This is a genomic window from Amycolatopsis benzoatilytica AK 16/65, assembly GCF_000383915.1.
GTDB classification, from domain to species: domain Bacteria; phylum Actinomycetota; class Actinomycetes; order Mycobacteriales; family Pseudonocardiaceae; genus Amycolatopsis; species Amycolatopsis benzoatilytica.
The window spans coordinates 7,457,550-7,477,611 of sequence record NZ_KB912942.1; the positions used below are offsets into that span (position 1 = coordinate 7,457,550).

Genomic DNA, 20,062 nt, shown 5'->3' on the forward strand with positions numbered 1-20,062 from the left:
GTGCCCGCGGTGCGTTAACGTCGACAGGTTCTTCGCCACGAACGGGGGAAGCCGGTGGGAATCCGGCGCTGACCCGCAACCGTGAGCGGCCCGCGCGGGCCGTGAGCCGGATCGCCCGTCGTGGTCCGATCGATGCGAGGTTCATCTGACATGCAGTTCGTGCACGCGCGGAACTGGGGACGAGTCGTCGTCGGCTGCGCTCTCCTGATCGCCACCGGTCTCGGCGGAGTGTCCTCCGCCTCGGCGACGGTGTCTGGCAAAGGCACCCCGGGCTACTGCCAGGACGACAACGGCGTCACCGTCATCGTCGACTTCCAGGGGCTCGGCGGCGAAACCCTCATCCGATGCGCTCCCGGCAAGCAGGAAAACGGCGTCACCGCGCTGCAAAACGCCGGGCTTGAGCTGACCGGCGCGGGCAAGTACGGCCTCGCGGTGCTGTGCAAGATCGAGGGCAAGCCCGCCGATCAGGCGTGCACCGGCATGCCGCCGGAGAGCGCCTCCTGGAGCTTCTGGACCGGCGAGCACGGCAAGTGGGCATCGGCGCAGGTCGGCGCGCAGAGCTGGAAGCCGCCGGCCGGGGCGTTCGAGGGCTGGTCGTTCGCGATGGGCAAGAGCTACGCCGAATACCCGCCGCCGCGGGTCGAGCCGGTGCGCAAGGCCAACGCGCCCGCTCCGGCGCCAGCGGCCGCGTCCGAGGGTTCAACCGGGTTCCCTTGGGGCCTGGTGATCGGCATCGCGGTCGTCGTCGTGCTCGCAGCGGCCGGCACGGTCATCGCGATGCGCCGCAGGCGTGCTGCGAACGACTGATCCGCGGGCGCTGCACCCCGGCGCATGGTGGGGGTGGGCGCTCGCGCTCGCTGTCGCCGCGAGCCGCACCACGAATCCGCTGCTGTTGGCGCTGGTCATCGCGGTTGCCGGGTTCGTCGTGGTGCTTCGTCGCGGCGACGCGCCGTGGGCTCTGGCGTTCCGGATGTACGCCTGGGTCGCCGGCGTGATCCTGGTGTCCCGTGTGCTGTTCCGGATCCTGATCGGGGGAGACGAAGGCGGGCACGTCCTGTTCACGCTGCCGACTATCCCGCTGCCGAAGGTCGCTGCCGGCATCCAGCTTCTCGGCCCCATCTCGGCCGAGGCGTTGCTGGGCGGCTTTTACGACGGCCTCCGGCTGGCCGCGATCGTGCTGTGCGTCGGTGCCGCGAACGCGCTGGCGAACCCGAAACGCCTGCTCAAAGCCGTTCCCGGAGCGCTGTACGAGGTGGGCACGGCGGTCACGGTCGCGCTTTCGGTCGCGCCGCAGTTGGTCGAGAGCGTCCAGCGAGTGCGTCGTGCGCGCCGGCTTCGGGCCGGTCGGACGCGTGGTTTGCGTTTCGTGAAGGGGATCTTCGTGCCGGTGCTGGCCGACGCTATGGACCGGTCACTGCAGCTCGCCGCGGCGATGGATTCCCGCGGTTACGGACGGCGCGGCTACCTTTCGCCGCGCATCCGGCTGCTCATCGCGACCTGCGTGCTGGCTGGGCTGGTCGGCGTCGCGGTGGGCGTGTACGGCGTGCTGGACGGGTCGTCGTCGTGGCTCGGCCTCCCGATGCTGATCGTCGGCCTCGGCCTGGCCGCCGCCGGATTCGTGGTGGGAGGACGGCAAATCCAGCGCACGACTTACCGGCCCGATCCGTGGCGGCTGCCGGAAACGCTGGTCGTGTTGTGCGGCGTCGCCACCGCGGTGCTGATGCTGGTGGCGGACCCGGTTTCGCTCGCTACCTCGGCCAGTCCGCCGACCTGGCCGGAGCTGCCGCTGCTGCCGACGGTCGCGGTGCTGCTCGGCGTGTTGCCCGCTTGGTTCGCGCCGCGTCCGGCGCTGGCGTCGGAGGTCGCCCAATGATCGAGTTCTCGCACGTCAGCGTCACCTACGACGGGGCGGACCATCCGGTGCTCCGCGACGTCAGCTTCGTCATCGAGGAGGGCGAACTCTGTCTCGTCGCAGGCCGGACCGGAGTCGGCAAGTCGACATTGCTGGGTGCGATGAACGGGCTTGTCCCGCACTTCACCGGCGGCGTGCTGTCCGGCCGGGTCGAGGTCGACGGCCGGGACACCGCGACCCATCCGCCGCGCGAGCTGGCGTCGGTGGTCGGCATGGTCGGGCAGGATCCGCTGGCCGGGTTCGTCACCGACACCGTCGAGGAAGAACTCGCCTACGCGATGGAGCAGCTCGCCATCGCGCCGGACGTGATGCGCAAGCGCGTCGAGGAAACCCTGGACTTGCTCGGTATCGCCGAACTCCGCAACCGCCCGCTTCGGACGCTTTCGGGCGGGCAGCAGCAGCGGGTCGCGATCGGCGCTGTGCTCACCGCGCACCCGAGCGTGCTGGTGCTGGACGAGCCGACTTCGGCGCTCGACCCGACCGCGGCCGAGGAAGTGCTGGCCGCGATCACCCGCCTGGTGCACGACCTCGGCACGACGGTCGTGGTCGCCGAGCATCGGATGGAGCGCGTCGCGCAGTACGCCGACCGCCTGCTTTACCTGCCTGGCGACGGCACCGTCGTGTCCGGCCCGCCGGCGGAAGTCTTCGCCGAGACTGACGTCGCACCGCCGATCGTGGAGCTGGGCCGGCTCGCGGGCTGGTCGCCGCTGCCGTTGTCGGTACGCGATGCCCGCCGTCTCGCCGGTCCGCTCCGGGACCGCCTGTCCAAACACCCCAATGCCACATTGGGTGCGTCAGATGCACCCAATGCCACATTGGGTGCACCGCATGCACCCAATGCCACATTGGGGCGCGCTGGGGAGGTGGTGCTCAAGGCGAATGGGGTGTGGGTCCGGTACCGCGGAGTGCACGCGGTTCGCGGTGTCGACCTCCAGCTGAACCGAGGCGAAGTCGTCGCGTTGATGGGCCGCAACGGCTCGGGCAAGTCCTCGCTGCTGTGGGCGCTGCAGGGCAGCGGACCCCGGTCGGCAGGCGTCGTGGACGTGCTCGGCGTGGACCCGAAGACGCTGCGGACCCGCGCCGCTCGCACCCGGGTCGGCCTGGTCCCGCAAACCCCGGCGGACCTGCTGTACCTCGATTCGGTCGCGGCGGAATGCCGCCAGGCCGACGCCGAATCCGGCGTGGAATCCGGTACCGCGCGCGCGTTGCTCGACCGGCTCGTCCCCGGGGTCGCCGACGAGACGAACCCGCGCGACCTGTCCGAGGGCCAGCGCCTGGCCCTGGTCCTCGCCGTGCAGCTGGCCGCCGCGCCGCCGGTCGTCCTGCTCGACGAGCCCACTCGCGGCCTCGACTACCCGGCGAAGCGGCACTTCGCGGCCATCCTCGCCGGCCTCGCCGCCGGCGGACACGCCGTCCTGCTGGCCACCCACGACGTCGAGTTCGTCGCGTCCGCCGCACACCGCGTCGTCGTCCTCGCGGAAGGTGAAGTGGTCGCCGACGGCCCGACCGCCGATGTTGTCGTGGCCTCGCCCGCCTTCGCGCCGCAGGTGGCCAAGATTCTCGCTCCGGAACCCTGGCTCACGGTCGAGGCAGTGGCAAGGGCGCTAGCGTGACCGACTTCCTCGGCCCAGCCGTCCGTATCCGGCACCGCTCAGCGCTAGTGCTGACCATCGCGGTCGTGCTCGGACTGGCGATGTTCTGCTGGCCATTGCTGTCGAGCGGTTCGGTCGGCACCTCCGCGCACGTGTCCGACGCGCCGTTCGTCTTCCTCGTGACGCTGCCCGTGCTGATCCTGATCGTGCTGGCCGAACTGACCAGCGGCGGTCTCGACGCGAAGGCGCTCGCGCTGCTCGGCGTGCTGTCCGCGGTGAACGCCGCGCTGCGTCCGCTGGGCGCCGGCACCGGCGGGATCGAGCTGGTGTTCTTCCTGCTCGTGCTGGCCGGCCGGGTCTTCGGCCCGGGATTCGGTTTCGTCCTCGGCTCGACGTCGTTGTTCGCGTCCGCTCTGCTCACCGGCGGCGTCGGGCCGTGGCTGCCGTTCCAGATGCTGGCGTCGTCGCTGGTCGGCCTCGGTGCCGGGCTGCTGCCGCGCCGGGTTCGCGGCCGGGGGGAAATCGCGATGCTGGCCGGCTACGGCGTGCTCGCCGCGTACTTCTACGGCCTGGCGATGAGCATGTTCACCTGGCCGTTCCTGGCGAACCAGACCGCGCTCAACTTCGTCCCGGGCGGCCCGCTCGGCGACAACCTGCACCGGTTCCTGGTGTTCACCGTGCTGACGTCCACGCTGGGCTGGGACACCGGCCGCGCGATCACGAACCTGACCGCGATCCTGGTGCTCGGTCCGGCGATCCTGATCGTGCTCCGCCGGGCCGCGCGCCGAGCCGCGTTCATTCGCTGACCGAGCGGCCGATCTTGTCCAGCACCTCCACGAACTGGGCCATCCCGGCCGCGTCCGGGAAGTGCGAGGTGTCGACGTCGTGCACCTCGAACCGGTTCTCCGGGGTGCCGTCGTCCGCCTCGGCGATCATCCGGTCCTGGAGGGCGAGCGGCACCACGTGGTCGCGCAGGTGCCGGACGTAATGCCGCGGCACTCGTCCCCATCGGGAAGCGGTGCCCCGAGAGTCGGTCGAGCCGCGTCCGAGGAGGTCGTCCGGGGCCATCGCGTTCAGCAGGCCGAAGAACTCGCCGTCGGTCGCGTCCGCGCACAGTGCTTCCTTGGCCGCGGCCAGCGCGGCGGCTGAGCCGGACCGCCAGTTGAACCGCATCGCCCCGATCACGGTGGGGTCGGCCGCGAGGAACCCGGCCAGCGCAATCGCCTGCGACGCCGTACCTTCCGGCGTCGCCAGGTACTCGTCGGGAGTGGCCAAGCCGACACAGCAGAAGGCGGCGTCGTAGACCAGCGCGGCCACCAGCTCTGGCACTTCTTCCGCGACCAGGGTGATCAGCGCGCCGCCGATGCTCGATCCGACCAGTACGACCGGACCCAGCTGGGCGGCTCGACGCACGACGGCCACGGTGGCCGCGACCTGATCCGCCACCGTCACCCCGGCCAGCGCCGACGGTTCGGCCGCGAATGCCGCGAGGTCCTGCGGGGCCTGGTAGGACAGCCGGAACTGCTGCTCCGGCTGCGGCACCCCCACCCCGCGGTATCCGTGCCGCACCAGCTCAGCGGGGGCGGCGGACACGCCGTTGGCACCGGCGGCGAAGACGAACGTCGAAGTCATGCCGCACAGTGAAACGGGCCGCGACCTGTTCGCGCCGCGGCGAAAGGTTGCGGACCCGATCAACGAAAGTCAGGCGTAGGAGTAGAACCCGCGGCCGCTCTTCTTGCCGAGCAAGCCGGCGTCGACCATGCGCAGCAGCAGCGGCGGCGAGGAGTACAGCGGCTCCTTGAACTCGGCGTACATCGAGTCCGCGATCGCCTTGATGGTGTCCAGCCCGATCAGGTCGGACAGCCGCAGCGGACCCATCGGGTGCGCCGTGCCCAGCTCCATCCCGCGGTCGATGTCCTCCGCCGAGGCGAAGCCCGACTCGATCATCCGGATCGCCGACAGCAAGTACGGCACCAGCAGCGAGTTCACGATGAAACCCGCCCGGTCCTGCGACCGGATCACCGTCTTGCCCAGCGCCGCGGTGGCGTGCTCCTCGGCCCGGCGGGCGGTTTCCTCGCTGGTCAGCAGCGAGGGAACCAGCTCGACCAGCGGCAGCACCGGCACCGGATTGAAGAAGTGGATGCCGACCACCTGCTGCGGACGGCCGGTGGCCATGCCGAGCTTCATGATCGGGATCGACGAGGTGTTGGACGCGAATACCGCGTCCTCGCGCTCGACGATCTTGTCCAGCTGCCGGAACACGTCGACCTTGGCCTGTTCCTGTTCCAGGATGGCCTCGATCACCAGATCGCGGTCCGCGAACTGGGCGATGTCGGTGGTGAACCGCAGCCGCCCGAGAGCCGCTTCGGCGTCCTCGGCGGCCAGCTTGCCGCTGCGGACGCCGCGTTGCAGCGACTTCTCGATGCGCGCCTTGCCCGCGTCGAGGGCGGGCTGGTTCACCTCGGTGACCAGCACGTCCAACCCGGATCGGGCATGCACCTCGGCGATGCCGGAGCCCATCAGCCCGGCTCCGACCACGCCTACTCGCGCTAAGTCTGACACCCGCACAACTCCTTAGTCACCCACTGGCAAGCACGGGAAAACGGGCAGCACACAACGCGCGAGGGCGTAGCCGGGCCGGTAAGCCCGATCCCACCCTCGCGTGTCGTGTGCCTGCGTCAACGGCGGTACTCGTCGTACCCGTCGTCGTACGGGTCCTCGTACCGGTTGTTGTCGTCCTCGTGCTTGTCCGAGGAACTACTTGACAGCTCGCGCTGCAAAGCATCGAAGTCGGTTTCGTGGGAGCTGTACTTGAGCTCGCGCGCCACCTTCGTCTGCTTGGCCTTAGCCCGGCCGCGCCCCATGGCTCGACCCCCTCGCACAGGGGCGGGGCGGCCGGGGGAATCGGCGGCCCCGCATCGTCTCGACAGTTCTTTCCTGCTCACACCGTACCGTGTCCCGGGGGTCCGGTGCGACGTGGCACGGTGTGCTCGTCGCGACAGTGTCCGCCGGACGCCGGTTACCGGCACGTCGGCGCCGATCAGTGCTGGTCGGCGTGCCACGATGCTCGGGTGCTCCGACCCTTCGCGGCTTATCTGCGGGTGTACGAACCTCTGCCCGCGCTAGGCGATCCGCCCGCGCAACAGCTGGTGGAGGCCGTTTCCGCGGGCGGGCTCAGCCGGATCGGGATCGGCGCCCGGGAACAGCTGATGTGGCTCAAGTCACAGATCGCTACGCCGAGCCGGCTGCTGCCCGCCGAACTGCGCGACGGACAGCCCGCGGCGAGCCTCAGCACCGACGTGCTGGTGCTCGATCCGGCCGACGTCCCGTCCGGCCACTCGGTCGAGGGGCCGTTCGTCTGCCCGCTCGAGCTGCGCGCCCGCTCGGCCGCCGCGCTGAGCACCTTCCTCGCCGACTCCGAGCCCGCGCTGCGGATCGCGATCCTGAACGCCGGCGGCGTGACCGCGGACCAGGCCCGGTCGCGGACGAAGGCGGCGATGTCCGACCTCAGCGCGACCGCCGCGCACATCCTCACCACCACCTGGACGGTGCCGCTGCCCTGGTTCTCACTGATCGACCCGGACGAACGCAAGCTCGTCCTCGGCTCCGGCCCGGACGACCCGGACCGGGAGGCGTCCTGGCGCACCCCGCTGTCCGCCGCGATCCAGCGGGCGTCCGACGCCGGCGAGCTGATCGAGTCGACATTCGGCGACTCCGGTCCCGGCCGGGTGCTCGCGCAGACCCGTCAGTGGCTGGAGAGCTTCGACCCGGGCTCGGTCGTCGAACTGGACTACGGCGGCCTCGTGCAGCTGTTCGCCGACTCGCTGCTCGACGCGGACTCCACCGCGGACGAGGTGCACGACATCCTGGACGCGCTGCGCACCGGCAACGTCGAGGAGCTGGCCGGCCTGTTTTCCCAGCTACGCGAGTTCTGGGGCGATATCGCGGCTAGGGAACACGCCAACTGACCCGCAGCTCGCCGACCGGCTGACCGCCGCCGAGCACCGGCGGGCGCACCAGGTCGGCGAGGTCTTCCGGCACCGCGACGCCCAGCCGGTCGAGTACCGCCATGGCCAGCGGCACCCAGGCCCGCTTGGCCCCGTCCGCGATCTTGATCGCGCCCGCGGTGCCATCGCCCAGCGCGAACGCGAGCACGCCTTCCGCGCCGCTCTTGGCCAGCAGCCCGGGGACGGCGCGCATCAGCCGGGTGTCCTCCCGGCCGGTGCCCGCGACCAGCCACGGGTGGGCGCGCATCGCGTCGGCGACCCGGCGCTCGTCCGAATCCGGCTCGGCTTGCACGAGCCGGCCGAACGCCCGGGCCAGGCCGGTCGGCGAGAAAGCGAACAGCGGCGCGCCGCAGCCGTCTACCCCGATGGCCGCGATCGGTTCGCCGGTCAGGTCCTCGACCGTCCTCGCGAGCTGGACCTGCAGTGGGTGGTCCGGTCGCTGGTAGCCGTCGGTCGGCCAGCCGTTCGCGACGCAGGTGGCGAGCATCGCGGCGTGCTTGCCGGAACAGTTCATGGTGATCTTGAGCGGCTCGTCGGCGGCCTGCCGGGCGTCCTCGCCGATCGGCAGCTCGGCCGGGCAGGCCAGCGCGTCCGGCGTGAGCCCGGCCCCGGACAGCATCGCGGCGACCCGCTCGACGTGTCCGGTCTCGCCGGAGTGCGACGCGCAGCCCAGCGCCAGGTCCGCGCCGTCGTAACCGAGCCCGGCGCGAAGCATCCCGACGCCTTGCAGCGGCTTGTTCGCCGACCTCGGGAAGAACGGGCTGGTCACGTCGCCCGCGGAGAGCCGGGCCGAGCCGTCCGGCGCGGTCACCACGAGACACCCGTGATGGACGCTTTCGACGAACCCGTTCCGGACGACGTCGACGAGGATCGGCTGGCCGGTCATTCCTCGGCGCGTCTCAGCTCGCTGTCCAGCAGCTGGTCGACGGTGGCCGCGCCGCTGCTGTAGCGCGCGGCGATCTCCGCGTTCAGCGTGTCCATCACGCCCTGGACCTGGCGGCGGAAGGTGGAGACGGACGCCTCCTCTGCCGCGTACGTTTCCAGCGCCTCGGCGAGCTTGTCGTCCGCGAGCGACCCGACGTCGGTGAGCCCGCTGTCGCCGATCAGCGCCTCCGCGTGCCTGCGGTGCTCGCCGGCCCGGGACGGTTCGAGCTGCTGATGTCTGCCCGAACCGGTGGCCGGCCCGATCGCGTTGTCGGACAGGATCGCCGCGAGCCGGTCGACGATGCTGTCCGCACCGCCGCCAGACGACCGCCGCTCCTGTTCGGCGCGCACGATGTCGATGCGGGCGTGCAGGAGCCGGCGCAGGTAAGAGAGGTCGGTCTCTTCCTGTGCGGCTTCGTCGCGCCGCTCGCGCAGCACCGGCAGCGGCAGGTCGCCTAATCCGGTGAGATATCCCGGGGCGAGGACGCGGTCGATCCGCCGGCGCCCGCCGGGACGCACTTCGATCACGGGCACATCCTGCTCCACATTCCCCGGCGACGCTACCGTCGCGTTCACTTCAGCTCCGCAGCCGCTGCGCCGCTTCGCGGCCGGGAGCAGCGTGTTCGCCCGGCACCGAGTCCGGATCGACGGTGGCCTGGACGATTCGGTCCCCGTCGCCGGCCAGCAGCTCCGCGCCGCCCGGCACCGACCGCTTGACCAGGGCGAGCGCGATCGGCCCGAGCTCGTGGTGCTGCGCGACGCTGCCGATCCGGCCGACCACGCGCTCGCCGAGCTTCACCGGGTCGCCGGTCTCCGGCGTGATCTCGGGCGAGCCGTCGAGGTGCAGCAGCGCGAGGTACCGCGGCGGGCGGCCGACGTTGTGCACCTTCGAGACCGTCTCCTGGCCGCGGTAGCAGCCCTTGGCGACGTGCGCGGCCGAGCCAATCCAGCCGACCTCGTGCGGGATCGTGCGCTCGTCGGTGTCGACGCCGAGGCGCGGGTGCCGGGACTCGACCCGCAGCGCGTCAAAGGTCCAGCTGCCGGCCGGCCGGGCGCCCGCGTCGGTCAGCCGCTGCCACCACTGGGTGAGCTGCGCGCGCGGAACGACGAGATCGACCGCGCTACGGGTCGGCCACGGCATCCGCCGCGCGAAACCGCCGTCGGGCAGCGGGACGACCGAGTACGGCCCGGCGTCCAGCTCGAACCCGAGCACGCTGTCGGTCTCCGGCCCGAGCACCGACAGCATGGCGAATTCCGCGGTGACGTCGCGGATTTCGACCTTGGACCAGAACTTCATCGCTTCGAGGTACTCGCGCAGGGTTTGCTTGCCGCCCTTGGGCAACGCGCTCGTCGCGACCGCGCCCGGGTCGCTGTCCAAGTAGACGGTTTCCCCGGTGTGGGCGAGCACGAAGTGGGCGTCGACATGGCCCTGGCTGTCCAGGACGAGCGCTTCGGTCCCGGTGTTCGCGGCCAGCTCGGTGACGTGCTGCGAGATCACCAAATGCAACCAGGACAAGCGTTCTTCGCCGGTGACGGCCAGGATTTCGCGGTGCGAGCGGTCGATCACGACCACTCCGCGAGCGGCGGTGCGCTGCTCGGCGAACGGATCGCCCCAATGCCACGGAACTCCCGCTTCCGGGTGGCCATCGGGCGCGGCGACCGCGCGGGGGATTTCGAGCAGCGGCGAGCTGTACGGCATAGCAGTAAGGGTAAGTGAGTACCGTGGGGAGATGCGCGTTCTCGCCTTCCTAGACGGTTCACTGGCCGACCCCGATGCCGCTCACCTTCGGGTGGACGACCTCGGCCTGCTGCGCGGGGACGGGGTGTTCGAAACCATCCTCGTAGCGGCCGAAAAGCCGCGCGAATTGGGCCCGCACCTCGATCGGCTCGCCCGCTCCGCGGCGATGCTGGACCTGCCCGCACCCGATCTCGAAGGCTTCGACCGAGCCGCGCAAGCGGTCATCGAGGCGTGGCAAGGCGGGCCGGAAATCGCACTGAAACTCGTGTACACACGGGGTGTCGACGGCGATCCGGCAGGCAAGCCGACGGCGTTCGCGATGGGCTTGGAGATCGAGGAGAAGGTGCTGCGGGCCCGCGCCGAGGGCGTCTCCGTGGTGACTCTCGAACGCGGCATCGACACCGAGCTGTCGTCCCGCGCGCCGTGGCTTCTGCTCGGCGCGAAAACGGTTTCCTACGCGATCAACATGGCCGCGCTGCGTGAGGCATCGCGACGCGGAGCACAAGATGTGATCTTCACCGCTACCGACGGATCGGTGCTCGAAGGACCGACCTCGACGGTGGTGCTGGCGAAGGACCGGACGCTGTACACGCCGCCGTCGACCATCGGAATCCTGCCGGGGACGACGCAGCACGCGCTGTTCCGCGGCGCGGAAAAGGCCGGGTGGACGGTGAAGGTGGAGCCGCTGTCGGTCGCCGACCTGCTGGCCGGCGAAGGGGTGTTCCTCGCGTCGTCGGTGCGGAAGGTGACCCGGGTGCACACTGTGGACGGGACGGTGCTTCCGGATTCGACCGCGCTGCAGGCGGAACTGCTGGCGGCTTACGAGAGCGAGTACTGATTCGCCTCGAGGTAGGCGATGTCGCGCAGGTAGAGCCGATCGTGGCCGGCCGCGAGGTGCTTCGCGAAGCCTTCGTGGCCGGCGGCGGCGCGGATGAACGCGGGGACGCGGGAGGCGTCGCCGACCCGGACGACCGTGTTCAGTCCGCCGGCGAATACCTGCCGATCTTCGGTCATCGGACCGGCTGTCCCGCCCGGATCACGACTGCGGACGGAGCGACGCCCTCCGCCCGGTACGCGCTGATCTTGTGGTGTCCGTCCAGCAGCAGCGGCCGCGCTCCGGAAAGCACCACCGCGACCGGCCGGTGCCCTGACCGGATCGCCGTCCGGTAGTACGCCACCCGCGCGTCGTCGTCGCCCGGCCAGGCGCGGAACGGGATCAGGCTGTCCGGTTCCAGTCGTTCCGGCCCGCTCAGCCGGTATTGCCCGTCGACGAGCAACGCCAGCAGCTCGCGGAGCGTCTCCGCCAGCGGACGGCGCACCTGTCCGGTCGCCAGCGCGATGCGCAGCGACTGCGGCAGTACCACCCGGCCCCCGGTGTTCAGCTCCAGGAAACCGGCGCCGCCGGTGATCGTTACCCGTTCCACGCTCAGAAGGACGTGTGAAACCGCGCCCAGGTTCCAGGGCGTGCTCGACCGAGTGCAGCCAGCGATCCTCGGCGGACGCTTGCGATCACCGGATATCCGCCGGTAATCGAGCGGTCGGACCGGAAGACCAGCGGAAACCCGTTAGGCGGCACCTGCATCGCCTCGGTGAGCGCGCCCTCGCTCGGCAGCTCCGAACTGGACACAGTGGACACTCGGCGTAACGGTGGCCCGGAAAGGCGGACCCCCACTCGTCTCCCGGAACCTCAGCCGACCACGCGGCGCAGTATCGCGGAGACGTGCGGCTGCATTTCCTGGCCCATCATCGCGCGTTCCTCGACATACCCGAGGTCGCCGTTCACCAGGCCGTAGAGCCGCTGTGCGGCGGTGACGTCCTTGGCGGTCGCGGTGCGGATGACCGCGTCCGTGCCGAGCTCCCAGGACGTCTGGTTGCGCGGCTTGCCGTAGAACAGCTCGACGATGCCAGAGCTGTGTGTGAGCAGCAGTTCCAGGGTGTCGTCCGCCTGCGGCCGCCAGAACCCGGTCTCCCGGGCGGCTGGGCGCAGCACGCTGCCGTCCTCGTTCAGCAGCCACGAGCGCGCCTCGTGGATGAGGAACGGGCGGCCGTCGTGGGCGACGGTGAGCTGCTGCGCGAACTTGATCGGCCCGTCGATCGTCGGGTAGTCGACCTCGCCCTCGCCGCGCCAGACGCCGACCATCGGAAGCAGCGCGAGGCATGCGTCGTTCAGGTCCGCGCCGAGCCGCAGGTTCGCCGTGTCGTTCGGGATCGGCAGGTCGTCCCACAACGGCAGGTTGCGGTCGCGCGTGCTCGCGGCGCGTTCCTCGGCGGCCGCGATCGCCTCGTCGCCACTCGTCATGCCGGTCAGCGCTGGTCGGCGTACAGCCGGTAGACGACGTAGACCGCGAACCACACGGTGGCGATGCCCGCGATGATCAACAGAGTCGTAAACAAGGTCTCCACGGCGAGGAGAATAGTCCGTCCCGGCTCATCTGGCCCCACGCAGGGTCGCCGCGGTGAGAACGGTCACCACCAGCAGGGATCACCGTCGTGAAGCCAACCCCGCCCGAACGCAGCGAAGGGAACTTCGAGGGACTCGGCGGTCCCTCAAAGTTCCCTTCGCGGAATGTGGATCAGGCGACCGAAATGGCCAGCTGGTGCAGGCCCGGTCCCTCCGCCTTGACATTCGCCTCGCCGTTGCCGGTGCGGTGCAGCGCGCGCACCGTCCAGGAACCGGCGGCCGCGTAGAACCGGAAGTCGCCGTCCGGGGAGGACACCACCTCGCCTGCGAAGTCGCCGCCGCCGTCGAGCAGCCGGACGAACGCGCCGCCGACCGGTCCGTCAGCGCCGGTGACCTTGCCCGCCAGCACGACCTGGCCCTTGGTGTCGAAGTCCGCCGGAGTCGCTTCCTGCGCCGGGGCGCTGCAGCCGTCTGCCATTACTTCGCTCCCAACTCGACCGGCACGCCAACCAGCGAGCCGTATTCCGTCCACGAACCGTCGTAGTTCTTCACGTCGCTCTGCCCGAGCAGCTCGTGCAGGGCGAACCAGGCGATCGACGAACGCTCGCCGATGCGGCAGTAGGCGATGGTCGCCTTGCCCTCGTCGAAGCCGGCCTCGGTGTAGAGATCCTTGATCTCCTGCTCGGACTTGAAGGTGCCGTCCTCGTTGGCGACCTTCGCCCACGGCACGTTCAGCGCGCCCGGGATGTGCCCCGGCACCTGGGACTGCTCCTGCGGCAGGTGCGCCGGGGCGAGCAGCTTGCCGGAGAACTCGTCCGGCGAACGCACGTCGATGTAGTTCTTCGCGCCGATCGACTGGACGACCTCGTCGCGGAACGCGCGCAGCGACAGGTCCTGCTCCTTGGCCTGGTACTCGGTGGCCTCGCGCTTGACCTCGTCGGCGTTCAGCTCGCGGCCGTCGAGCTCCCACTTCTTGCGGCCGCCGTCGAGCAGCTGCACGTTCTCGTGGCCGTAAAGCTTGAAGTACCAGTACGCGTACGCGGCGAACCAGTTGTTGTTGCCGCCGTAGAGGATGACGCGGTCGTCGTTCGAGATCCCCTTCTCGGACAGGAGCTTCTCGAAGCCTTCCTTGTTGACGAAGTCGCGGCGGACTCCGTCCTGCAGGTCCTTGCGCCAGTCGAGCTTCACCGCGCCGCGGATGTGCCCGTTGTCGTAGGCGGTCGTGTCCTCGTCGACCTCGGCGAACACCACGCCGGGGGTGTCCAGGTTCTCCTCGGCCCACTGAGTGGTGACCAGGACGTCTTCTCGGCTCATGGGAAGCGAACTCTCTTTCTGGATTAGTGCTTACGAGGACACGCGTGCGGGACGGAAACGCTGGACGAGCAGGTACACCTGGCATCCGAGGCAGAAGTTGAAGGCCGCGTTGAGGAACGCGGCGAACAGCGCGAACGCGGTCGCGACGATGCCGAGCGGCTCGACGCCGGCCACGAACCCGATCGTGCCGATCAGGGCGAACACGAAGCCGACCGTTTGCGCGAAGCGCAGCGGGGCCGCGTCCTCGCGTTCGGTCGTCGGCCCGAGCCGCGGTGCGACAGCCACGCGGTACAGCACCGAGTACGGAGACGGCTTGAGTCCGATGAAGGCACCGATCGCGAAGACCACGGTCTGTGCGGCGAGGAGCGGCCACCACTGCGTGACCAGCACGACGGCGAGCACCACCGTGGTCACGATCGCGGCGAACCTGGGGCCTCGAGGGTCTACGGCCGGTCCGGCGGACATGGTTCCTCCTGCTCGATCTTGCTGAGTGCGGGGGAGCGTGCGAACAGCACGCGACGAAGACAGGTGGGACGGGCGCGATTCAGCGCCAGCTGGTGCCGGACTGACACAAGCTGCTGCGCACGCGGCAGAAGTCGACCGCGCGGCGCTGCGTCAGGAGGGTGATGGGCAGCTCGTCCACAATTTGGAGGGTACCGAGGGTCGGGTGCGCTCGGAACCGTGTTCATTCCTTGGGACGAGGCCCGGGGAGTGGGATCGGCTGCGGTCTATCGGGGTGCCAGTAAGTCCGTGAAGGGCCCCTTGAGGGAATCAGATTCCCTCAAGGGGCCCTTCACGGACTGCAGGAGGCTTTTCCCGGCTGTGCGAGCGGGGCGCGGCGGGACTGGCGGCGGCGCGGTCAGCTGGCGGCGGGCACCAGGTGCGGGCGGAGCGCTTCCAGCAGCTCGGGGCCCCTCGGCACGCCGCCCACGCGCAGCAGCTCCCGGCCTTCCGGGTCCAGCGCGAGCGTGGTCGGCGTGCTGAGCACCGACAATGCCTGCGCGACCTCGGGACGTTCGGTGACGTCCAGGTCGACGTGGTGCAGGCCGTCGGTCTTCTCCGCGAGCGAGGAAAGAATCGCCCGCGTGTGCCGGCACGGGGCGCAGAACGTGGTGGAGATCTGCACCAAGGTGACGGCGGATCGCGGATCAAGGGCAGCGGCGACCGGGGCGGGAAGTGCGCTGGCGGTACGGGTCGCGGCGGCCGGTTTGGCCGCGCGGATCTTGCCGTTGCGGGCGCGCAGCAGCAGACCCGCGATCGCGGCGACGACGAGCGTCGCCAGCAGCACCCACATTCCGGTCACCGGGTCAGCCTCCGTGCATCGTCGAAAGGTCGGAGAAGTTCACGTCGTGCGCTTCTCCCTTGATGGTCACCGATCCGCTGTCCACCCGGACCGCGGTCGGGGTGACCGACAGCGGCAGCCTGGACGTGCTGATCGATGCCTGGAAGTTCGGCAGCAGAGCTTTCTGCACGGCATCCGGAACGACCGTGGTGCTCTGGTCATTCCCGAACTGCAGCCGGTGCGGGGTGATCGTGATCGACTTGCCCTTCAATTCGATCAGCGCGAAGCAGAAGATCTCCACCTTCTGCCCGGCCACCTGGACGTCGCCGGAGATGCGCAGGCCGGCGGCCGGGCTGTCGGCCGGTTCGCCGGCCGAGTTGGTCGGCGTCGGATCCGGCTCTTTGCCCTGCTCGGTGTCGCCGTACTTCACGTACGCCTGGGTGGACTGCTCGATCTTCAGGTTCTTGATCTTGTTCAGCGGCGCGACGCGGGCCAGATCGGCCGCCTTGATGGTGACCGCGCCGGTCAGCTTGCCGATCTTCACCGCCTTGGTGTTGCCGGACGTGAGGTCCGACAGCGGCGCGAGGACATCCTCCAGCTCGGCGCTCACTCGAACGTCGCGCAGTTCGTTGCCGACCGGCACGCCATCCGCGGAAACGGTGATGTGACTGTAGTCACCCGAGAGTGCCTGGACGGTGAACGGGAAGCCGTGGATGTTGACCGACGGATCGTCGGCAAGATTGAGCTGGGCGCGGGCCTTCTGCGAGATCATGTGCTCGGCGAACGCCGCCGCTCCGAAATCGGCACCGACCAGCAGAAGCACCAGCACTGTCAGCACGATGAGCCACCGCCGTACGCGCCTTCCGCGGCGTCCTTCGGCGGGGTGCGGGGCCGGTCGGTCGTCCCGGGTCACGGGCCTGCTCGCCATCGCGTCGATTCTCCTGTTCGGGTGGACTTCGTCGTGGGGCGGGTCACGCCGGAGCGATAAGCCCAGGTGTGATCGATCCAGCACGAGCTAGGTGCTCGCGTGTTCACCCGCTATTCTCACTTAGCACCGACCGACGCCACGTTTGAGGCGACCAACCTGAAGGCGGTGCGGCTCATGAGCCTGGACCTGCTGGTGCTCACGGCAGAAGCGGACGCTACCTCGGTACTGCCCGCGCTGGACCTGCTGCCGCACACCGTACGCGTCCGCGAGCCAGAGGTGACCGCCCTCCTCGACGCGGGCCACCGGGACGTCATCCTGCTCGACGCGCGCAGCGACCTCGCGTCCGCGAAGAGCCTGTCCCGGCTGCTCAAGGGCACGGATGACGAAGCGGGCACTCCGGTCATCGCGGTCATCGGCGAAGGCGGCCTGGTGGCGGTCAACGCGGAATGGCGCACGGACGACATCCTTCTTCCCACTGCCGGCCCGGCGGAGGTCGACGCCCGGCTGCGGCTCGCCACCACGCGCGACGGAGTTGGCACGCAGGTGGACGCTGAACTGCGCGTCGGCGATCTCGTTATCGACGAAGCCACCTACACCGCGAAGCTGCGCAAGCGCACGCTTGAGCTCACGTACAAGGAGTTCGAGCTCCTCAAGTACCTCGCGCAGCACGCCGGCCGCGTCTTCACGCGCGCGCAGCTGCTGCAGGAAGTGTGGGGTTACGACTTCTTCGGCGGCACGCGCACGGTCGACGTCCACGTACGGCGGCTTCGCGCGAAGCTCGGCCCGGAGCACGAGCAGATGATCGGCACGGTCCGGAACGTCGGCTACAAGTTCGAGCGGCCAGCCAAGGGCTCGAAGCCCGCGATCGCCGTTCCGTCCGATGCTTCGGAGCTCACCTCTCACTGACTTTCGCCGGTAGGGTCGATTCGTGGCTATCGACCTGAGCGGCTGGACTGCGACCCCGGACGACGCAGCAGTGCGCGCGGTACTGCTCGCTGCCAAAGCGGCGAACGGACGTCCGGAGGCCGACTCGACCGGTCCGCTGCCGCGCGAGTTCGACGGCGGGCTGCATCTCGTCGCGCGTCTCGACGGCGAGCCAGCCGGTTATGTCCACCTTGATGTCGAAGGCGATTCGCACGGCCACCAGGTCGCCGAACTGATCGTGCATCCGGCGTTCCGCCGCCGCGGGCTCGGTACCGCGCTCGCGCGGGCGCTGGCCGAACGTGCCGAGGACGGCTTCCGGGTGTGGGCGCACGGCGACCACCCGGGCGCGGCGGCGATCGCGGCGAGCCTCGGGTTCGCGCCGGTGCGGGAACTGCTGGTGTTGCACACGCCGGTCCGGAACTGGCCAGAGCCGGTCTTCCCCGCGGACGTCACGCTGCGGACGTTCACGCCGGGTCAGGACGAGCAGGCCGTGATCGAGGTGAACGCGCGCGCTTTCGACTGGCATCCCGAACAGGGCAGCCTCACGGTGGGCGAACTGCGCGAGACGGAATCAGCCGACTGGTTCGACCCGTCCGGGTTTTTCCTCGCGGAACGGGATGGCCAGGTCGTCGGCTTTCACTGGACCAAGGTGCACCAGGCGGTCGAGGGCGCGTTCGGGGGCGATCCGGCCGGCGAGGTCTACGTCGTGGGCGTCGACCCGCGAGCGCAAGGCGGAGGGCTGGGCAAGGCGCTTACGACGGCGGGACTGCGGCACCTCGCCGACGCGGGGGTGCCGCAAGTGATCCTCTACGTGGAAAGCGACAACGGACCCGCCGTGACCGTTTACGAGAAGCTGGGCTTCACCCGGTACGACGCGGATGTCCAGTACGCGCGGCAGCGCGGCGAAGGCACCTGAGAGCGCTCATACGACGCTGCCCGGAAGCCGGAGGACTTCCGGGCTTCCGGGCAGCGGTTCGGGCTCGAGAAACGGCCTCGTGGCCCGATCAGCGGTTCACCCGTGCGTAGCGGGCCGCGACGCGGGCGATCAGGTTCAGGACCAGCACCACGAGGATCAGCGTCAGCGCGCCTGCCCAAGCGCGGTCGAGCGCGGTGTCGTTCGGCTGTCCGGCTTCGTCGAATACGAACAACGGCAACGAGGCCTGCGGCCCGTCGAAGGGGTTGAAGTTGATCGCTTGCGCGCCGAACACCGTCAGCAACACTGGCGCGGTCTCGCCCATCACACGCGAAATCGCGAGCATGACGCCGGTGACGATGCCCGCCGTCGCCGTCGGCAGCACGACGCGCACGACAGTGACCCATTTCGCGACGCCCAGGGCATAGGACGCTTCGCGCAGCGTCGCCGGGACGAGCTTGAGCATTTCCTCCGTCGACCGGATCACGGTCGGCAGCATCAGCACGATCAGCGCGAGCGAGCCGGCGAAACCGGAGTACGGCTGTCCGAGGAGCACGATCCACAGCGCGAGGACGAACAGACCCGCGACGATCGACGGCAGACCGGTCATCACGTCCACCAGAAAGCTCACCACCCGGCCAAGCCTGCCGGTCGAGTACTCGACCAGATAGATCGCGACAAGGATGCCGAGCGGAGCAGCGATCGCGGTGGCGATGCCGACCTGCTCCAGCGTGCCGATGATCGCGTGGTAGGCACCGCCGTTCGCGTCCGATTCAGCGACCGAGCGCATCGAGTGCGTGAGAAAGTCGCCGTCGAATCGGTTGAGGCCGCGGAAGACCGTGTAGCCGAGCACGCCGACCAGCGCGAGCACCGCGAACAGTACGGTCGCCAGCAGCAGGTTCGTCATCAGCCGGTCTTTGGCGTGCCGGCGGCCTTCGATGAGCGCCGATACCGCGGTCAGCCCGATGACGTAGAGGACGGCCGCGATCAGGATGAACCCCGCGTACCCGCTCATCGGGGTGAGCAGGAACAACAGCGCGGTGGCGGCGACCGCGCCCACCGCCGTCGCGGCCTGACCGCGCCAAGTGAGCCGCGGCCTGGCCAACGGGTTGCTGGCCAGTGGCTCGTGCAGTCCGACGGTCATGCCTTCTTCTCCTTGTTCCCGCGCCGTACGATCGCGCGAGCGCCGAAGTTGACCACCAGCGTGATCGCGAACAGGATCAGGCCCGAGGCGATCAGCGCGCTCCGCCCGAGTTCGCCCGCGTCCCCGAATTTGTTCGCGACGTTGGCCGCGATGGTCGCTCCGGCCGGGTCGAGGATGTGGAAAGTGATTACGTTGCTGGAGGAGAGCACGAGAGCGATCGCGATCGTTTCACCGACCGCCCGGCCGAAGCCCAGCACGATCGCGCTGACCGTGCCGGAGCGCCCGTACGGCAGGACCGCCATGCGAATGGTCTCCCAGCGGGTCGCGCCGAGCGCGAAGGCGGCCTCGATGTGGTCGGTCGGGGTCTGGATGTAGACCTCCCGGCACAGCGCCGCGATGATCGGGAGCACCATCACCGCGAGCACCACACCGGCGGCGAACATCGACTTGCCGTAGGTGCCGTTGGAGGAAGCGAACAGCGGGATCCAGCCGAACCACTTGTTCAGGAACTGCGAGATCGGGATCAGCGTCGGGACCAGCCAGATCAGTCCCCACAGGCCGAACACGACACTGGGGACCGCGGCGAGCAGGTCGACGATGTAACCGAGCGGGCGCGCGATGGCCTTGGGCGCGTAGTGGCTGATGTAGAGGGCGACGCCGATCGCGATCGGCACCCCGATGACCAGCGCGATCAACGAGGTCATGACGGTGCCGAAAACCAACGCGGCGATCCCGAAGACGCCGGACTGGTCGGGGTCCCACTCCAGCGTGCTGAAGAAGTTGGACTTGCCGTGCTGCAGAGCGGGAAGCGCTTCGGCGATCAGGAACCCGCCGATCAGCACGAGCAACGCCAGGATGAACCACCCGGAACCCTTGGCGAGCCAGCGGAACAGCGCGTCGCCGCGGCGGGACGGATGTCGGGACAGATCCGCCTTCAAGTTCTCGGCGGTGGTGTTGGCAGTGATTTCGCGCTCCTCGTTTCT

25 protein-coding genes and 1 riboswitch are annotated in these 20,062 nt (G+C 69.6%); of the genes, 8 read left to right on the plus strand and 17 right to left on the minus strand.

The genetic code is table 11. The features are described from left to right. The first annotated feature begins 8 nt into the window (after positions 1 to 8). A riboswitch (cobalamin riboswitch) is annotated at positions 9 to 133 on the plus strand. Positions 134 to 150: 17 nt separating this feature from the next. From AMYBE_RS0134760 to AMYBE_RS0134775, 4 genes are read left to right on the plus strand one after another with little or no spacing between them, the layout of a single operon-like run. Continuing rightward, positions 151 to 807 (plus strand): hypothetical protein, encoded by a 657-nt coding sequence (locus AMYBE_RS0134760; protein ID WP_020664007.1) that lies wholly within the window; start codon positions 151 to 153, stop codon positions 805 to 807. After that, a complete protein-coding gene (locus AMYBE_RS0134765) occupies positions 791 to 1,873 on the plus strand; it encodes an energy-coupling factor transporter transmembrane component T (RefSeq protein WP_020664008.1) in 1,083 nt (360 codons plus the stop codon). Before AMYBE_RS0134760 ends, AMYBE_RS0134765 begins: the two co-directional genes overlap by 17 nt. Continuing rightward, on the plus strand, positions 1,870 to 3,525 hold the full coding sequence (locus AMYBE_RS0134770) for an ABC transporter ATP-binding protein (protein ID WP_020664009.1): 1,656 nt from the start codon (positions 1,870 to 1,872) through the stop codon (positions 3,523 to 3,525). The genes AMYBE_RS0134765 and AMYBE_RS0134770 overlap by 4 nt, the downstream gene beginning before the upstream one ends. After that, positions 3,522 to 4,310, plus strand: coding sequence for an ECF transporter S component (locus AMYBE_RS0134775; protein ID WP_020664010.1), 789 nt, complete (start codon positions 3,522 to 3,524; stop codon positions 4,308 to 4,310). The genes AMYBE_RS0134770 and AMYBE_RS0134775 overlap by 4 nt, the downstream gene beginning before the upstream one ends. Here the strand turns inward: AMYBE_RS0134775 and AMYBE_RS0134780 are convergent. The 3 genes from AMYBE_RS0134780 to AMYBE_RS0134795 all read right to left on the minus strand — a co-directional run bounded on the left by AMYBE_RS0134780 (position 4,300) and on the right by AMYBE_RS0134795 (position 6,368). After that, entirely contained in the window at positions 4,300 to 5,136 is an 837-nt protein-coding gene (locus tag AMYBE_RS0134780) for an alpha/beta hydrolase (protein WP_020664011.1), read from the minus strand. The genes AMYBE_RS0134775 and AMYBE_RS0134780 overlap by 11 nt on opposite strands. Positions 5,137 to 5,205: 69 nt before the next feature. Beyond that, positions 5,206 to 6,066, minus strand: coding sequence for a 3-hydroxybutyryl-CoA dehydrogenase (locus AMYBE_RS0134790; RefSeq protein ID WP_084470264.1), 861 nt, complete (start codon positions 6,064 to 6,066; stop codon positions 5,206 to 5,208). Between the two features lie 116 nt (positions 6,067 to 6,182). After that, positions 6,183 to 6,368, minus strand: coding sequence for a DUF3073 domain-containing protein (locus AMYBE_RS0134795; protein WP_020664013.1), 186 nt, complete (start codon positions 6,366 to 6,368; stop codon positions 6,183 to 6,185). Positions 6,369 to 6,575: 207 nt separating this feature from the next. Here AMYBE_RS0134795 and AMYBE_RS0134800 point away from each other — a divergent pair, with 207 nt between their 5' ends. After that, entirely contained in the window at positions 6,576 to 7,472 is an 897-nt protein-coding gene (locus tag AMYBE_RS0134800; RefSeq protein WP_020664014.1) for a DUF8083 family protein, read from the plus strand. Here AMYBE_RS0134800 and AMYBE_RS0134805 read toward each other — a convergent pair. From AMYBE_RS0134805 to ygfZ, 3 genes are read right to left on the minus strand one after another with little or no spacing between them, the layout of a single operon-like run. Beyond that, complete coding sequence (locus tag AMYBE_RS0134805; protein ID WP_020664015.1) at positions 7,453 to 8,397, minus strand: asparaginase; 945 nt, start codon at positions 8,395 to 8,397, stop codon at positions 7,453 to 7,455. The two genes, AMYBE_RS0134800 and AMYBE_RS0134805, sit on opposite strands and share 20 nt — an antisense overlap. After that, positions 8,394 to 8,963, minus strand: coding sequence for an RsiG family protein (locus AMYBE_RS0134810; RefSeq protein ID WP_020664016.1), 570 nt, complete (start codon positions 8,961 to 8,963; stop codon positions 8,394 to 8,396). Before AMYBE_RS0134810 ends, AMYBE_RS0134805 begins: the two co-directional genes overlap by 4 nt. A gap of 49 nt (positions 8,964 to 9,012) precedes the next feature. Next, positions 9,013 to 10,134, minus strand: a complete 1,122-nt coding sequence (gene ygfZ / locus AMYBE_RS0134815) for a CAF17-like 4Fe-4S cluster assembly/insertion protein YgfZ (RefSeq protein ID WP_020664017.1) — start codon at positions 10,132 to 10,134, stop codon at positions 9,013 to 9,015. 31 nt (positions 10,135 to 10,165) lie between these two features. Between ygfZ and AMYBE_RS0134820 the strand changes: the two genes are divergently transcribed. Continuing rightward, a complete protein-coding gene (locus tag AMYBE_RS0134820) occupies positions 10,166 to 11,011 on the plus strand; it encodes an aminodeoxychorismate lyase (RefSeq protein ID WP_027928332.1) in 846 nt (281 codons plus the stop codon). On the opposite strand, the gene AMYBE_RS45940 is transcribed toward AMYBE_RS0134820, so the two are convergent. The 9 genes from AMYBE_RS45940 to AMYBE_RS0134870 form a co-directional block, all read right to left on the minus strand. Beyond that, the gene (locus AMYBE_RS45940; protein WP_020664019.1) at positions 10,993 to 11,187 is read right to left on the minus strand and encodes a hypothetical protein; all 195 of its coding nucleotides are present in this window, start codon (positions 11,185 to 11,187) and stop codon (positions 10,993 to 10,995) included. The genes AMYBE_RS0134820 and AMYBE_RS45940 overlap by 19 nt on opposite strands. Further along, a complete protein-coding gene (locus AMYBE_RS0134830) occupies positions 11,184 to 11,597 on the minus strand; it encodes a hypothetical protein (RefSeq protein ID WP_020664020.1) in 414 nt (137 codons plus the stop codon). Before AMYBE_RS0134830 ends, AMYBE_RS45940 begins: the two co-directional genes overlap by 4 nt. 2 nt (positions 11,598 to 11,599) lie before the next feature. Next, positions 11,600 to 11,845: a 5-oxoprolinase subunit C family protein gene (locus AMYBE_RS44435; protein WP_084470267.1), complete on the minus strand. Its 246-nt coding sequence runs from the start codon at positions 11,843 to 11,845 to the stop codon at positions 11,600 to 11,602. A 15-nt stretch (positions 11,846 to 11,860) separates the two neighbouring features. Next, a complete protein-coding gene (locus AMYBE_RS0134835; protein ID WP_020664021.1) occupies positions 11,861 to 12,472 on the minus strand; it encodes a heme-binding beta-barrel domain-containing protein in 612 nt (203 codons plus the stop codon). A gap of 274 nt (positions 12,473 to 12,746) precedes the next feature. Then, positions 12,747 to 13,052 (minus strand): DUF1416 domain-containing protein, encoded by a 306-nt coding sequence (locus AMYBE_RS0134845; protein ID WP_020664023.1) that lies wholly within the window; start codon positions 13,050 to 13,052, stop codon positions 12,747 to 12,749. Beyond that, a complete protein-coding gene (locus tag AMYBE_RS0134850; RefSeq protein ID WP_020664024.1) occupies positions 13,052 to 13,888 on the minus strand; it encodes a sulfurtransferase in 837 nt (278 codons plus the stop codon). The genes AMYBE_RS0134845 and AMYBE_RS0134850 overlap by 1 nt, the downstream gene beginning before the upstream one ends. A 30-nt stretch (positions 13,889 to 13,918) precedes the next feature. Beyond that, on the minus strand, positions 13,919 to 14,353 hold the full coding sequence (locus tag AMYBE_RS0134855) for a DUF4395 domain-containing protein (protein ID WP_020664025.1): 435 nt from the start codon (positions 14,351 to 14,353) through the stop codon (positions 13,919 to 13,921). 394 nt (positions 14,354 to 14,747) lie between these two features. After that, the gene (locus tag AMYBE_RS0134865) at positions 14,748 to 15,191 is read right to left on the minus strand and encodes a TlpA family protein disulfide reductase (protein WP_020664027.1); all 444 of its coding nucleotides are present in this window, start codon (positions 15,189 to 15,191) and stop codon (positions 14,748 to 14,750) included. A 4-nt stretch (positions 15,192 to 15,195) separates the two neighbouring features. Further along, a complete protein-coding gene (locus AMYBE_RS0134870) occupies positions 15,196 to 16,098 on the minus strand; it encodes an LmeA family phospholipid-binding protein (protein ID WP_027928333.1) in 903 nt (300 codons plus the stop codon). Between the two features lie 174 nt (positions 16,099 to 16,272). On the opposite strand from AMYBE_RS0134870, the gene AMYBE_RS0134875 reads away from it, so the two are divergent. Continuing rightward, complete coding sequence (locus AMYBE_RS0134875; protein ID WP_027928334.1) at positions 16,273 to 17,004, plus strand: winged helix-turn-helix transcriptional regulator; 732 nt, start codon at positions 16,273 to 16,275, stop codon at positions 17,002 to 17,004. Between the two features lie 22 nt (positions 17,005 to 17,026). Further along, positions 17,027 to 17,938, plus strand: a complete 912-nt coding sequence (gene mshD / locus AMYBE_RS0134880) for a mycothiol synthase (protein WP_020664030.1) — start codon at positions 17,027 to 17,029, stop codon at positions 17,936 to 17,938. 88 nt (positions 17,939 to 18,026) lie between these two features. On the opposite strand, the gene pstA is transcribed toward mshD, so the two are convergent. Continuing rightward, entirely contained in the window at positions 18,027 to 19,079 is a 1,053-nt protein-coding gene (pstA, locus tag AMYBE_RS0134885) for a phosphate ABC transporter permease PstA (protein ID WP_020664031.1), read from the minus strand. Next, positions 19,076 to 20,017, minus strand: coding sequence for a phosphate ABC transporter permease subunit PstC (pstC, locus tag AMYBE_RS0134890; protein ID WP_020664032.1), 942 nt, complete (start codon positions 20,015 to 20,017; stop codon positions 19,076 to 19,078). The genes pstA and pstC overlap by 4 nt, the downstream gene beginning before the upstream one ends. Positions 20,018 to 20,062: the final 45 nt, after the last annotated feature.

Coding starts and splice junctions, on each gene's coding strand:
- AMYBE_RS0134795 (WP_020664013.1), bottom strand. CDS start 6,368: ATGGGGCGCGGCCGGGCTAAGGCCAAGCAGACGAAGGTGGCGCGCGAG.
- pstA (WP_020664031.1), bottom strand. CDS start 19,079: ATGACCGTCGGACTGCACGAGCCACTGGCCAGCAACCCGTTGGCCAGG.
- AMYBE_RS0134770 (WP_020664009.1), top strand. CDS start 1,870: ATGATCGAGTTCTCGCACGTCAGCGTCACCTACGACGGGGCGGACCAT.
- AMYBE_RS0134820 (WP_027928332.1), top strand. CDS start 10,166: ATGCGCGTTCTCGCCTTCCTAGACGGTTCACTGGCCGACCCCGATGCC.
- AMYBE_RS0134805 (WP_020664015.1), bottom strand. CDS start 8,397: ATGACCGGCCAGCCGATCCTCGTCGACGTCGTCCGGAACGGGTTCGTC.
- AMYBE_RS0134850 (WP_020664024.1), bottom strand. CDS start 13,888: ATGAGCCGAGAAGACGTCCTGGTCACCACTCAGTGGGCCGAGGAGAAC.
- AMYBE_RS0134835 (WP_020664021.1), bottom strand. CDS start 12,472: ATGACGAGTGGCGACGAGGCGATCGCGGCCGCCGAGGAACGCGCCGCG.
- ygfZ (WP_020664017.1), bottom strand. CDS start 10,134: ATGCCGTACAGCTCGCCGCTGCTCGAAATCCCCCGCGCGGTCGCCGCG.
- AMYBE_RS0134870 (WP_027928333.1), bottom strand. CDS start 16,098: ATGGCGAGCAGGCCCGTGACCCGGGACGACCGACCGGCCCCGCACCCC.
- AMYBE_RS0134855 (WP_020664025.1), bottom strand. CDS start 14,353: ATGTCCGCCGGACCGGCCGTAGACCCTCGAGGCCCCAGGTTCGCCGCG.
- AMYBE_RS0134875 (WP_027928334.1), top strand. CDS start 16,273: ATGAGCCTGGACCTGCTGGTGCTCACGGCAGAAGCGGACGCTACCTCG.
- AMYBE_RS0134780 (WP_020664011.1), bottom strand. CDS start 5,136: ATGACTTCGACGTTCGTCTTCGCCGCCGGTGCCAACGGCGTGTCCGCC.
- AMYBE_RS0134845 (WP_020664023.1), bottom strand. CDS start 13,052: ATGGCAGACGGCTGCAGCGCCCCGGCGCAGGAAGCGACTCCGGCGGAC.
- AMYBE_RS0134760 (WP_020664007.1), top strand. CDS start 151: ATGCAGTTCGTGCACGCGCGGAACTGGGGACGAGTCGTCGTCGGCTGC.
- AMYBE_RS45940 (WP_020664019.1), bottom strand. CDS start 11,187: ATGACCGAAGATCGGCAGGTATTCGCCGGCGGACTGAACACGGTCGTC.